Source organism: Marinobacter koreensis (assembly GCF_023156285.1).
Taxonomy (GTDB): Bacteria; Pseudomonadota; Gammaproteobacteria; order Pseudomonadales; family Oleiphilaceae; genus Marinobacter; species Marinobacter koreensis.
In genome coordinates this window covers 25,350-38,600 of the sequence record NZ_JAKZAJ010000002.1, presented here as the reverse complement: position 1 = coordinate 38,600, position 13,251 = coordinate 25,350, and the positions used below count along the sequence as shown (strand labels likewise).

General features: G+C 60.2%; 9 protein-coding genes. 3 read left to right on the top strand and 6 right to left on the bottom strand.

The genetic code is table 11. From position 1 onward, the window contains the following. The first annotated feature begins 41 nt into the window (after window positions 1–41). The 3 genes from MLD04_RS05260 (at window position 42) to MLD04_RS05250 (ending at window position 4,744) form a co-directional block, all read left to right on the top strand. Window positions 42–2,066: a hypothetical protein gene (locus MLD04_RS05260; RefSeq protein WP_248155491.1), complete on the top strand. Its 2,025-nt coding sequence runs from the start codon at window positions 42–44 to the stop codon at window positions 2,064–2,066. A gap of 94 nt (window positions 2,067–2,160) precedes the next feature. Further along, on the top strand, window positions 2,161–3,834 hold the full coding sequence (locus MLD04_RS05255) for an acetolactate synthase large subunit (RefSeq protein WP_248155489.1): 1,674 nt from the start codon (window positions 2,161–2,163) through the stop codon (window positions 3,832–3,834). Between the two features lie 40 nt (window positions 3,835–3,874). After that, window positions 3,875–4,744, top strand: a complete 870-nt coding sequence (locus MLD04_RS05250) for an MlaD family protein (RefSeq protein WP_248155487.1) — start codon at window positions 3,875–3,877, stop codon at window positions 4,742–4,744. On the opposite strand, the gene MLD04_RS05245 is transcribed toward MLD04_RS05250, so the two are convergent. From MLD04_RS05245 to MLD04_RS05220, 6 genes are all read right to left on the bottom strand, one after another. Further along, complete coding sequence (locus MLD04_RS05245) at window positions 4,741–5,631, bottom strand: chemotaxis protein (protein WP_248155485.1); 891 nt, start codon at window positions 5,629–5,631, stop codon at window positions 4,741–4,743. The genes MLD04_RS05250 and MLD04_RS05245 overlap by 4 nt on opposite strands. Window positions 5,632–5,793: 162 nt before the next feature. After that, window positions 5,794–6,390 carry an exopolysaccharide biosynthesis protein gene (locus tag MLD04_RS05240; protein WP_248155482.1) on the bottom strand — a complete coding sequence of 199 codons (597 nt, stop codon included), beginning with the start codon at window positions 6,388–6,390 and terminating at the stop codon, window positions 5,794–5,796. 105 nt (window positions 6,391–6,495) lie between these two features. Continuing rightward, window positions 6,496–7,746 carry a TRAP transporter large permease gene (locus tag MLD04_RS05235; protein ID WP_248155480.1) on the bottom strand — a complete coding sequence of 417 codons (1,251 nt, stop codon included), beginning with the start codon at window positions 7,744–7,746 and terminating at the stop codon, window positions 6,496–6,498. After that, window positions 7,743–8,276: a TRAP transporter small permease gene (locus MLD04_RS05230; RefSeq protein WP_248155478.1), complete on the bottom strand. Its 534-nt coding sequence runs from the start codon at window positions 8,274–8,276 to the stop codon at window positions 7,743–7,745. Before MLD04_RS05230 ends, MLD04_RS05235 begins: the two co-directional genes overlap by 4 nt. A 1-nt stretch (window position 8,277) precedes the next feature. Then, window positions 8,278–9,279: a TRAP transporter substrate-binding protein gene (locus MLD04_RS05225; RefSeq protein ID WP_248155476.1), complete on the bottom strand. Its 1,002-nt coding sequence runs from the start codon at window positions 9,277–9,279 to the stop codon at window positions 8,278–8,280. Window positions 9,280–9,923: 644 nt separating this feature from the next. Next, window positions 9,924–13,079 (bottom strand): type I restriction endonuclease subunit R, encoded by a 3,156-nt coding sequence (locus MLD04_RS05220; RefSeq protein ID WP_248155474.1) that lies wholly within the window; start codon window positions 13,077–13,079, stop codon window positions 9,924–9,926. Window positions 13,080–13,251 lie beyond the last annotated feature (172 nt).

Below are 13,251 nucleotides of genomic sequence, written 5' to 3'. Positions count from 1 at the left end.
TAACAACAGATGGGTTTGGTGCAGGCCCTGAGGATTATCGTTTGAGCGATCACCAGGCGGGCGGCGCGGTACCGGCAGTCAATTTTGACAAGCTGGTGCAAAGGCTGGATGAGTCGATCCAGGTACTGGAAGAAAGCCGGTCTTTTGCCAAGGCCGGCAAGCTTCCGCGCGTATTCGACATTGCCCGGAGAGTCCTGCAGCAGCCGGACGGTTGCCGGGTGATCGAAGAGCGTGCCGAGCGCCTGGAGCGCGCGGGGGTGTATGTCGGCACGGACTGGGCCGAACCCGGCATACTGCTTCCCTCGCTGACGACGCATTCCCTGCAGAGCCAGAACGCGGATACCGTCGTCATCGAAGCTTTCAGCGAACTGCGGTTGCTGGCAGTCGCCCGTGGTTTTTACCTGCACCCAACCGTATCCGCCGAACAGGCGCATCATTACCTGACCCAGGTACTGGCCATCAATCTCGGCCTGCTGTTCGGCATGACCGGCGAGGCCGAGCGTGAGCAGGGTAAGCTGGCGAAGATCAGTCAGGCCGTGGTGCAGTATGTTGCCCATCACATCGGCTACGAGCATGTGATCGACAGCCTGATCGAGGAGATCTGGCGGATTCTGCAGCAGCGGCCGATACAGGTGGCCGATGTCCGGAAGATGATCACCCAGATTGCGATCTGTCGTGCCGAACCGCACGCCGACCTGGGTGGTGCCGGCCGGGGCGCCGACCGGCTGATTTCCAGCCTCTATGGGCCGACCCGCGCCTGCAGTGAAGATCCGGGTACCGTGGTGTACGAGCAGCGTCTGGAGTCCATGGACGCCCAGGCTTTGCAGAACGAAGCCACAGGGTTTGCCCGCTCCATGCACGATACCGGTCTGGTATCGCCGTACCACGCCACTTTTGTCCGGTTTATCCTGGAAGAAAACGACGCCCTGCTGACGGAGGCGCTCGGGTTGTCCAGTACCGGCCGAGACTGCCTGCTGTGCTATCGGGAACTGGTGGGCACCCTCGTGAAGGAGAGTGTGTATCCGGAGACCGCCCAGGGCCTGTACGGACTGGCGCTGATGCTTGAGCGGGGCATCCTCTACCAGCCACCGGTTGCTCCGGCGCTCTGGCGCCAGGCGAACCTGTCTCTCTGCCCCGAAGCCCGTGAACGCCTGCAGCTGGCGTATGGCTATCATCCCCAGCCGGGTGCCTGGTTGATTCAGGGCGTACTGAATATGCTTGGCCAGCCGCTCGGGGTGGGGCAGGGGAACAACCCGACCTGCCAGTCTGCCCGGGCGCTGTCGATGTGGGCCTACAACGATCCTGATTACCTGTTGCAGATGGTCGCCTGGGCCGCCCGCGACAACGAGATCATCATGCATTTTGAAGGGCAGCCTGTGTCGTCGGCGACGAGCCTTGGGGGGCTGGCATCGGAGGTTACTCTGGACCTTGACCCCGTCTCCCTGGTTGTCGTGCCGCACCTGGATCGGATTTACGCGGAGATGGGCCGCCTGTGTGCGGACCGGCCCGGCGATCCTCACAAATGGGTGAATCCGGAGTTTCACGGCTGGTCCGCCGGCCGCGGCTTTGCCATCAACGTGGATGTGGAGACCGGAAAGCTCGATGATCTGGAAGGGTTTATCCGGCATTTCTACGCTAGTTACCATCCCTATTACAATGGTAACCAGCCGCTCATTCACCCCCAGCCCGCGGGTATCGCCGTCACCGACAGTGCGGCCCGGTTCATTGGCTGGCACGCGATCACGATCCTGCGGGTGGCGCTCGATCCGGGTGAACAGATGCGGGTGTATTTTTTCAATCCCAACAACGACAGTGGCCAGAACTGGGGTGATGACGTGCGGGTCAGTACCGAGGGCCACGGCGAGCGGTTTGGGGAATCCTCATTGCCATTCGAGCAGTTCACCTCTCGCCTCTATATTTTCCATTTCGATCCTCTTGAGCGGGGCGAGCCGGCCAATGTCGGCGAGGAAGAGCTGAAGCGCGTGGTGGATGGCGTATACCGCAGCTGGGGCGAGGATCGCGTGCCGGCGGAGGCGCTGCAGGCAGAACCTCCGATTTCGAACTGAGCGCACTTCTTGAACTTATGGTAAGTCTTGGGTTCCGGTGTACCAGTCGTACAATGGTATGCTCGGTATCAAATCCATCAGTTGGGGACGGACCATGGCAAACCAGCAAGCTTCCCGGGCTCGAAACGGCGCGGAATTGTTCATCCAGGCGCTGGAGAATGAAGGGGTCAAATACCTGTTCGCGGTTCCCGGGGAAGAGAACCTCGATTTTCTCGAAGCACTGCGCACCTCGAATATTCAACTGGTACTGAACCGCCATGAACAGGCGGCGGGCTTTATGGCCGCCACCTACGGCCGACTCACCGGCAAGGTGGGTGTCTGTCTCTCTACCCTCGGCCCTGGCGCGACCAACCTGGTCACGGCTGCCGCCTATGCCCAGCTGGGCGCCATGCCGATGATGATGATCTCGGGCCAGAAGCCGATCAAGTCCTCCAAGCAGGGCCTGTTCCAGATCCTGGACGTGGTCGATCTGATGCGTCCGCTTACCAAGTACACCCGCCAGATCAGCAACGCCAACACCATCCCCGCCAAGGTGCGGGAGGCCTTCCGACTGGCTTCCGAAGAGCGCCCTGGCGCGGTCCATCTTGAGCTGCCAGAGGACATTGCGGCGGAAGAGCCGGCGCCGGACACCCATATTTTCCAGCCCAGCGATGCCCGGAGACCGACGGCCAGTACCAAGAGCCTGGATATGGCCTGCGAGATGCTGCGCCAGGCCAAACATCCGCTGATCATGATTGGTGCCGGGGCCAACCGGAAACGGGTGTCGCAGGCGCTGATCCATCTGGTCAACTCCACCAACATACCGTTCTTCACCACCCAGATGGGCAAGGGCGTCATTGATGAGCGTCATCCCCGGTACCTGGGGAACGCCGCCCTGTCGTCCGGGGATTTCGTCCACTGTGCAATCAACCACGCCGACCTGGTGATCAACGTCGGCCACGACGTGGTCGAGAAACCGCCGTTCTTCATGAAGCCCGGCGGCAAGCAGGTCATTCACGTGAACTTTTCCGGTGCCGATGTGGACCCGGTGTACTTTCCCCAGCACGAAGTGGTCGGGGACATCGCCAACAGCGTGGAGTACATGGCGGAAAACTGCGGCGAGTGTCGCAATCACGACTTCAGCCGTTTCATGGAGGTAAAGGAAGCCGTGGACCGGCACCTCCAGGATCGGGCGGACGACGACCGATTCCCGGTGATTCCGCAACGGATCGTCAGGGACGTCCGGGCAGTGGTGCCGGAGGATGGCATCATTGCCCTGGACAATGGCATGTACAAGTTGTGGTTTGCCCGCAATTACCCGGCGTACGACAACAACACGGTTCTGCTGGACAACTCCCTGGCCTCCATGGGGGCCGGCCTGCCCAGCGCGATGATGGCTTCCATGCTGTATCCGAAGCAGAAAGTGATGGCGATTTGCGGTGACGGCGGATTCATGATGAACAGCCAGGAGCTGGAAACCGCCGTCCGCCTGAATCTGGACCTGGTGGTACTGATCATCAACGACAGCGCCTACGGCATGATCAAGTGGAAACAGGGCCAGGAAGGGTTCGCCGATTTCGGACTGGATTACCGGAATCCGAACTTCGTGACCTACGCGGAATCCTACGGGGCCACCGGCCATCGCATTACCCGGACGGAAGAGCTGCAACCGACCCTTGAGAAGGCTCTGGCCGCGGGCGGCGTCCATCTGGTGGATGTGCCGGTGGATTACAGTGAAAACCATCGGGTCTTCGACGAAGAACTGGCGGAACTGACCTGCAAACTCTAGCGCGGTATCATTGCGCTTCAACGGACAAAAGGTGTACGCAATGACTGTTTTCAGGCTCCGGTTTCTGGCTTTTCTGGCCGCGGCAGTGTTGTTGGCTGGTTGCAGTAAGCCGGAAACGCCGCAGGAGGTTGCTGCTGCGTTCTGGCAGGCGATGGCCGACAACGACGCCGGTGATGTGGTGGAGTACTCCACGCTGACCGACGAATCCCGCTTCGACGGTTACAAGCACAACTGGACCAATGTGGTGCCTTCGTTCGGGCGTGTGGTCATTGATGGGCCGAAAGCGACCGTCGTCACTCGCCTGCCGGCGGAAGACCGGCCGGAGGGGGAGCGGCAGGAACTGATTACCTACCTGGTGCAGGGGCCGGACGGCTGGCAGGTCGACTACGACCGCACCGGTGAGGCCATTCTCAACCCGTCGCCGTTCCAGGGGCTGATGGGCGAGCTGAACAGGCTGGGGGACCGCATTGCCCGCAACTTCTCGCAATCCTCAGAGGATTTTAACGCGAGAATGGATCAGCTGGGCCAGGACCTGCAGACCTATTCTGAAGACCTCCGGGATAAGGCACAGGACGCCATGGAGTCTTTCGGGGAGAAGCTCCAGGACGCTATGAAATCCCTGGAAGATTCCCTGAACGACGCGCTCAAGGACAATCAGCAGGCACCCCGGGAAGACCGGGCCGTTCTGCAGCAGGCGGCACGGGATCTCGATACCCGCGCAGAGGCACTGGATGAGCCGACGGCGGAACATCTGGCGGACGCCAGCCGCGCCGTGGCTGAAGCGGGTAAACGCATTGCCTCACTGAGCAGTGATACCTGGAGTGAGTACCAGCAGCAGTGGGAATCGAGCCTTGAAGAGATCCGGGCGGATACCCGGGAATTCTTCGAGAACCTGGGGCAGGAACGCTAGTGACTGGACTGCTCTGCGCCGCGAAGCATGGCGTGGAGCAGTTCGTCCGCATCAAACTTGGTCAGGGCTTCGTTGGCTCCGACCTGATTGGCGTAACTCAGACTCATTTCACTGTTCAGCGACGTGTGCAGAATGATGTAGGGCTGTTTCAGTGACGCATTATCCCGGATATTGAACGCCAGTTCGTAGCCGTCCAGCCCGGGCATCTCGATATCGCTCACCAGAATATCAATCGGCTTGCCAAGCTCGTAATCGCGCAGCAGCGTCTGGAACGCCTGGTCGCCATTGGCCGTCACCTGGTACTGGATCCCCTTGCTGTCGAGGACATCGCACAGTTGCTTGCGGGCCACCTGCGAGTCGTCCACCAGCAGAATGTTCTGGGTGCGCAGGGTCTCCCGCTCGACGTCCGTCAGCACCACGTCCTGTGGTTCCAGAGTCTCCGGATACACCCTCGCCAACAACAGCTCCACATCCAGAAGCTGGATGATGGTGCCGTCCATGTCCAGCAGCCCGGTGACGAACGCATTGTGCCCCAGAGCCTTGGGTGGGGGCGTCACCTTGCGCCAGTCAACTTCGACGATCTGTTGCACGCTGCGCACCAGAAATCCGATTTCCTGCCGCTGGATATCGGTGACGATGATGGACGCCTTCTCCCGCTCCTCCCGGGACAGAGGTGGATACCCGACCGCCGCCGCCATGTCGATTACCGGAACCGCCGAGCCGCGGAAGGTGGCCGTACCGATGACCGCATGGTGACTGTGGGGCAGTTTGGTCAGTGGCTGGAACGGCAGAATTTCCCGAATCTTCAGTGTGCCGAGACCAAACAGCCGTTCACCGGCGAGCCGGAACAGCAGCAGTTTCTGGGACTGTTTCGTTTTGACGGACATGAACTGGAGATCCTTTTGCTACTCGCCACCCGCGCAGTGGGGTGCTACCGATATCGGGGAATAATCTGTAGCAATAGTAGCAGCTTCCAGACCGGAGGAACGAGGCAGCTTTGTATCAAATGGTGACGAAAGGATAGGGGTGGAAAGCGAAGCTGCAGCAATTCAGCCCAGCAGGGCCGAGCCAATGAACCAGAAGGTCCCGACCGTAATCACCGAAGCGATCAGCGCCAGCAGCCCATCCCGGGCAATGATCGCCAGCCCGAACGCCATCAGGGACAGGCCACCGCCGTTGGCACTGAAGGGAACCACCTCCATGGCCGGCATGGCGCCCGCCACCGACATGCACTCCAGTGCCATCAGATACTGCCCCGGTCCCCGTGTGAGCCACACCAGCCGGGGCCGGGTGTAACGATCCAGCCAGGCCGCCGGTTTGTCCAGCCAGTCCAGCCCCTTGACCAACTGCGCCCGCTTTACCCGACGGTTGGCAATCGCCCCGGGCAACCAGATTGATCGCCGCTGGAACAGCAGCTGGCCCAGCGTCAGAAGCACCAATAACCCCAGCAGCGTGGGCACCCCCGGAATATCGCCGATGAGCGGCGCGACCACAAGCAGCCCGGCCACCAGAACCACCGGCCCGAACGAGCGTTCGCCTACGGCCCGGAAAATGTCCGATACCGTCACGTCCTGCTGGCCGTCGGTAGAGGTGCGCAGCCGATGAAACAGCTGCTCCAGATTTTCCGGGTCGTCGGGTTGATTCACACTGGATGCTTTGTTGCAAAAGATCTGGCCAACCTAGACGAATTGTGCTGGAAAATCATGAAGTGGAAGTGACGGGTTTGTCAGGTCGTAGAGGGCGCTCCGACCTCAGTCCAGCAACATTGGCACGTACGCCACCATTATCAGTACAGTAATCAGCACTAGCAGGTAGGGCACCACGGCCCGGGAGATGCGCTCCAGGCTGAGCTTGGTTACGGACGACGCCACGTAAAGGTTGATGGCCACCGGTGGCGTAATCATGCCAATGGCCAGCCCCACCACCAGGATGATGCCGAAGTGGACCGTATCAATCCCCAGCCCGGTGGCCAATGGGAGCAGAATGGGCGTGAGGATGATCAACGCCGAGGCGGTCTCGATGAATACTCCAGTCAGTAGGATCAGGATCAACATCAGGCCCAGCAACACGAAGCTGTTGGTGGACAGCCCCAGCACCAGGTCCGCCAGCCGGGTGGGCACCTGCCAGTTTGACAGCGCCCAGCTCAGGGCCGCCGACGCGGAAATCACGAACATGATCACCGCCGTGGTGACTGCCGCCCGGATGAAAAGACGGTAGATGTCCTGGAGGTTCAGGTCCCGATAGATGAACAGCGACACCAGGATGGCGTAGTTCACGGCAATCACCGCAGATTCGCTGGGCGTGAACACCCCGGAGAAAATGCCGCCGAGAATGATCACCGGCGTCATCAATCCCCAGAAGGCCGCCCGGAAGGTCCGCCAGATGGTAGCCAGGGAAAAGGCGCTGCCTCGTGGATACGCCCGCCGATGACCCTGCACCAGCGCTACGATGATCAAACCCAAGCCCATAGCCAGGCCCGGCAGGAACCCGCTCAGAAACAGCTTGGACACCGATTCCTGGGCAATCACCGCGTAGATGATCATCGGTACCGATGGGGGAATTACCACACCGATGGTCCCACCGGCAGCGATCAGGCTGGCGGCGGAGGCCGGATCATAGCCTTTGCGCTTGAGTTCCGGCACCAGCGTGGAACCTACCGCAGCGGTGGTGGCGGCGCCGGAGCCGGAAATCGCCGCGAAGAACATGGCGGCCAGCACCGAAACAATCGACAGGCCACCCTTGAGAAAACCGATCATCGCGTCCGCCAGAGCCACCAGCCGTGCGCTCACTTGCCCTTCCGCCATGATATCCCCGGCCAGGATGAACATGGGCACCGCCACCAGCGCGAACGAATCGACGCCGGCAAACATCTGTTGGGGCATCACCAGAAGCGGCACACTGTCGCCCTGCAAGGCCACCAGGGTAGCGCCAAAAATTGCCACGGCCACGGGCAGGCCCAGCAGCAGGAGCACAAAAAACAGCCCGAACAGCAGTAGGCTCATGCCTTGCCCTCCCCTTCGCCGGAATCCGTGGCGCTGTCATCGTCAGGCTCGGACAGCATCCCGCCCCGGCACATTCGTACCAGATCAGCCAGCCCGAGAAGGGCCATAAGGCACGCACTTAGGGGGATCACCGCGTAGATATACATCATCGGCACCCGCAGCGACGCCGACTTCTGATAGCTCTGCATTATCATGTACTGGTAACCAATCCAGGCGAGGGCCACCAGCGCTGCCACCGCGCATGCCAGTGCCAGCGCGGACAGCCACCGGCGCACCGCGGGCGGCAGCCGATCCACCAGCACTGTCACCACAATGTGCCGGCGCTGCGCCCAGGCCAGTACGGCACCGAGAAAGGTCAGCCACACCAGCAGGAACCGGGCGACTTCCTCCGTCCAGCCAACGGCGGAGAACAGCACCCGGGACACAATCTGCAGGGTGATCACGGCTATCAATGCGGCAATGCCGCCGGCAAGCACCGGTTTGAGGACCGCGGCCACCGCGCGGTCCATGTGGGTAATCCAGCGCAGCACGTCAGTTCTTCAGCTCGGCCCGGATACGCTCGAGGTAATCACCAAACTGCTCGCCGTACTTTTTGTAGACCGGCTCAACGGCTTTCTGGAACGCCGCCAGATCCGGGTTATCGTTGATCTGCATACCGGCCTTCTTGAGCGCCGCGAGCTGCTCATCTTCTTTCTTCGCGTTGTCCGCGCGCTCGTACTCGGCCGCCTCGTGTGCCGCCTTCACGATCACATCCTGGGCCGCCTTCGGCAGTTTGTTCCATGTGGGCATACCCATCACGAACACCGCCGGCGCGTATGTGTGCCGGGTCATTGTCATGTATTTCTGGGTTTCGCTAAGTTTAAAGGCGTAGACCACGTTCACCGGGTTTTCCTGGCCGTCGATGGTGCCCTGCTGCATTGCCGTCAGAGCCTCGGTCCAGGCCATGGGGATGGCATTGGCGCCCAGATCACGGAAGGTATCGATGTAAACTGGATTTTCCATAACGCGGATGCGCAGCCCGTCGATATCCGCCGGCGTGTTTACCGGGTGCTCGCTGTTGGTCAGGTTGCGGAACCCACGCTCTGCGTAGGCCAGACCCTTGAGATTGACCTCAGACAGCCGGTCCAGCAGTTCCTGTCCGATGTCGCCGTCCAGAATCCGGTAGGCGTCCTGGCGGGTCGGGAACAGGAACGGCAGTTCGAACACCGCCATGTCTTCCACAAAGTTGGCCACCGGGCCGTTGGTGATCACGCCCATATCGACGCTGCCAATCTGCATGCCCTCCAGCAGGGTTCGTTCATCTCCCAGGCTGGCGTTGGGGAAAATCTTGACGGTGACCTTGTCGTCGGTGCGCTCGGCCACCAGGTCACGGAACTTCATGGCGGCCACGTGGAAACCGTCCTGTTCGTTCACCACGTGAGCAAGGCGCAGGGTGACCGGGTCCATATCTTCGAAACCGGCGGCGAAGGCCGGAACGGACGCCAGGGTGGTAGACACGCACAGCGCCGCAGCGCGGAACCATTGAGTGGGCATGGCAGACTCCTTGTGTTTTTATTTATCAAGCTTACGATTCTAGCGATGGGAGCGGCGCCGGCGCAATGCGCTTTTTGGGTGGGGGACTCGTGAAAAGTGGACCACCAGCGGAACTGAGGCACCCTGACAGGCTTTCGTATTGCAACCAGATCTGATGCCAGATCGGACCAGAGGCCACTGAGGAGCTCCGCTAAGAGTCAGCATTGAGACGATTCGACCAACAGGCCATCACCGTTATCGAATCCTTGGACGATGATGGGGCAGGTAGCGCGGGAGCGACAGTCAGGCGGATGGGTCGCACGAGTATAAAAAAAGCCCCTGAAATCAGGGGCTTTTCTCTTGGTGTTTGGTGGAGACGGCGTCCACTGAAGTTATCCTGTAAAATGTTGAATAAGTTGGAATGTCCTTGGGTATGCCTTTGAAAATACCCACATGCATACCCACATTCAGTGCTCGCTACCCCCGGAACAGACAGGAACTCAGAGCCCCAAGTCAGGGCTATCGAAGCACGATTAAGGGCTGTTCTTCGTTCAACATTTTTCAACATGGGCAATCAACGCGCTTGTCCACGATGAGTAAAACAATACTCAGTTGTTCCTCATAGCCTTAACTTCTGTCGTCGAAGTCCTCGGTGTAGTAATACATTACTTCGTCCAGTGGTTAGACAGGGCTTCCGCCTGTTCCATGATCAGTTCAATCGCTGCCGGCGCCTTATCGGGCGGATACTTGTAACGCTGCAACGTCCGCCGCACCAGAATCCGCAGCTTGGCCCGCACGCTCTCTCGCACCTGCCAGTCCACGGTGGTGGATTTGCGCAGCTTGTCGGTGATCTCCACGGCGATCTTCTTCAGGATCTCGTCTCCCAGCTCCCGCACCGCGCTTTCATTGCTGGCTAGGGCATCGTAGAAGGCCACTTCGTCCGGGTTCAGGCCGAGGGCAGCGTCCCGCTCCATTTCGGCCTGGAACTGCTTGGCCATGGCGATCAGCTCTTCGATTACTTGGGCTGTCTCGATGCCCCGGTTGTTGTACTTGCGCAGCGTCTCCTGCAGGCGGTCGGCGTATTTCTTCTCCTGCACCACGTTGTTGCGGGTCTTGGCTTTGATGTCGTCCTTGAGCAGCTTCTCCAGCAGTTCCACGGCGAAGTTCTTGTAGGGCATCTGCCGCACGTCTTCCAGGAACTCGTCAGAGAGCAGGCCGATGTTGGGCTTGTCCAGTCCGCACAGGGCGAAGACATCGGTTACCCCTTCGGCCACCAAAGCGTTGTCCAGGATCTGCTTCAGGGCGCTGTTCTTCTCTTCCTCGGTCAGCTTCTTGTCTACGCTGGTGAACTTGGTGATGGCCGTCTTCACCTGCGACAGGAACGCCACCTCCTTCTGAAGCGCCTGGGCTTCGTCCAGGGTGGCGCACAGGGAGAAGGCTTTGTTCATGGCCAGCACGGTATCCAAGAAGCGCTTTTTGCCGTCTTCCAGGCTGAGCACATAGTTCGCGGTGGCCAGCAGAACCTTGCGGGGCTCGGTGTCAAAACCGCTATAGCTGAATCCCTTACCTTTGGGGCCGGGCGCAAACATGCCGTGGATGATGTCCAGCTTTTCCAGCAGGATGGCATAGGCTTCTTCGGCGCTGTGGGTGGGGGAGCCCTTGCCCTTGGCGTCGGTGTAGGTTTTCAGGGCCTGCTTGAGCTCGTTGGCGATGCCGATGTAATCCACCACCAGCCCGCCGGGCTTGTCCTTGAACACGCGGTTCACCCGGGCAATGGCCTGCATCAGGTTGTGGCCCTTCATGGGCTTGTCCACATACATGGTGTGACAGCAGGGCGCATCGAAGCCGGTCAGCCACATATCCCGCACGATCACCAGCCTGAGCGGGTCGTTGATGTCTTTGAAGCGCTTCTCGAACCGTTTCTTGGTCTGCTTGTTGTGGATGTGCGGCTGCAGCAGGGCCCGGTCAGAGGCGGAGCCGGTCATCACAACCTTGATGGCACCTTTCTCGGGATCATCGTCGTGCCACTCCGGGCGCAGGGCGACAATCTCGTTATACAGGTGAACCGCAATCTCCCGGCTCATGGCCACAATCATGGCCTTGCCGTCGATGGTGCTGGAGCGGGTTTCAAAGTGGTTCACCAGGTCTTCCGCCACCTGCTTCAGTCGCGGGCCGGCACCCACCAGCTTCTCCAGCCGGCTCCACTCGCCCTTGGTTTTCTCGCGGCTGCCAACGTCTTCGTCGTCTTCAACCACTTCCTCCACCTGATCGGACAGCTCCTCGATCTGTTCGCGGTTGATGTCCAGCTTGGCCAGGCGGGATTCGTAGAAGATGGGCACGGTCGCACCATCGTCCACCGCATCCTGGATGTCGTAGATGGAAACGTAATCGCCGAACACGGCCCGGGTGTCTTTGTCTTCGCTCTCGATGGGGGTGCCGGTAAAGCCGATGAACGAGGCATTGGGCAGGGCATCACGCATGTGGCGAGCGTAGCCGAACTTGTAGGTGCCGTCTTTCTTGAGGGTGGCTTTCAGGCCGTACTGGCTGCGGTGGGCCTCGTCTGAGATCACCACGATGTTGTGGCGGTCGTTCAGAATCGGGTGTCCGGATTCGTCGTTCAGCAGGGCGAATTTCTGAACCGTGGTGAAGATGATGCCGCCGGATTCCCGCTCAGACAGCAAGCGGCGCAGGGTGTCCCGGTCGTCGGCCTGCACGGGCTCTTGCTTCAACAATTCCCGGGCGGCGCTGAAAGTGGCGAACAACTGGCCGTCAAGATCGTTGCGGTCGGTGACGACGATCAGCGTGGGGTTGTTCATCTCCGGCTGTTGCAGCAGCTTGCCGGCGTAACAACACATGGAAATACTCTTGCCGGAGCCCTGGGTGTGCCAAACCACCCCGGCTTTCTTGCTGCCCGGCAGAACCTCGTCGCCGTAGGTGGCGCGCTTCTCACTGATACCATCGCCGCTGATATCCCGAGCTGCAATCACGGTTGCACGAACCGCCTCACGCACCGCGTGGAACTGGTGATAACCAGCAATCTTCTTGATCAGCTTGTCGGAGTCCGTCTCGAAGATCACGAAGTAGCGGATGTAATCCAGAAACAGCTCCCGGTCGAAGAAGCCTCGCACCATGGTTTCCAGCTGCCACTCCAGCAGGGGCTTGTCGTCCTCATGCTTGATGGTGCGCCAGGGCATGTAGCGTTCCTGGCTGGCGGTTAGGGAGCCTACCCTGGCCAGATAGCCGTCGCTGATGATGGCCGCTTCGTTGTAGGCAAACAGATCGGAGCATTCGTCTTTGTAGGTTTGGATCTGGTTGTAGGCATCCCAGATGTTCACGTTCTCGGCGCCGGGGCTCTTCAGCTCCAGTACTGCCAGGGGCAGGCCGTTGATAAAACAGATTACATCCGGCCGGCGCAGTTGCTTGGAGCCTTCGAGGGTGAACTGGTTGATGGCCCGGAAGCGGTTGGCGGACAGGTCGCCGAAGTCCACCAGAAAGGCCTGGTCGTGAACTACCTTGTCGTCGCGCTTGTACTCCACCGGCACACCGTCCAGCAGCAGGCGGTGAAAGGCCCGGTTGCTGATCACCACATCCAGGCTTTCCGGTTTGCGGACGACCGCCACAGCCTGTTCAACGGCGCTCTGGGGCAGGTGAGGGTTGATGCGGTGAATAGCCGCCTCAAGATCCGCCAGCAACAATACCTGCCGGTAATCGGCGCGTTCCGGGGCTTCGCCCTCCGGTGCTAGGTCAGGCCCGTGGGCGATTTCCCAGCCGCCTTCGGCAAACCATTCCAGGCATTGTTGTTCCAGCTGATCTTCCGTCATTTCGTACTTCCTTACTTGAACGCATCTACTCAAGACTTGTCGCCATGCAAATACACGCGATTTACTTCCGCAAACGGTTTCGCTTCGGGAGCTTGCGGCTTTTCTCTAGCCATGGGTTCCGGAATGGAACCTGTGCTCTTTCGGACTCTGGATGACGGAAAACCGCTTGTCC

Coding starts and splice junctions, on each gene's coding strand:
- MLD04_RS05245 (WP_248155485.1), bottom strand. CDS start 5,631: ATGTCCGTCAAAACGAAACAGTCCCAGAAACTGCTGCTGTTCCGGCTC.
- MLD04_RS05250 (WP_248155487.1), top strand. CDS start 3,875: ATGACTGTTTTCAGGCTCCGGTTTCTGGCTTTTCTGGCCGCGGCAGTG.
- MLD04_RS05220 (WP_248155474.1), bottom strand. CDS start 13,079: ATGACGGAAGATCAGCTGGAACAACAATGCCTGGAATGGTTTGCCGAA.
- MLD04_RS05225 (WP_248155476.1), bottom strand. CDS start 9,279: ATGCCCACTCAATGGTTCCGCGCTGCGGCGCTGTGCGTGTCTACCACC.
- MLD04_RS05255 (WP_248155489.1), top strand. CDS start 2,161: ATGGCAAACCAGCAAGCTTCCCGGGCTCGAAACGGCGCGGAATTGTTC.
- MLD04_RS05235 (WP_248155480.1), bottom strand. CDS start 7,746: ATGAGCCTACTGCTGTTCGGGCTGTTTTTTGTGCTCCTGCTGCTGGGC.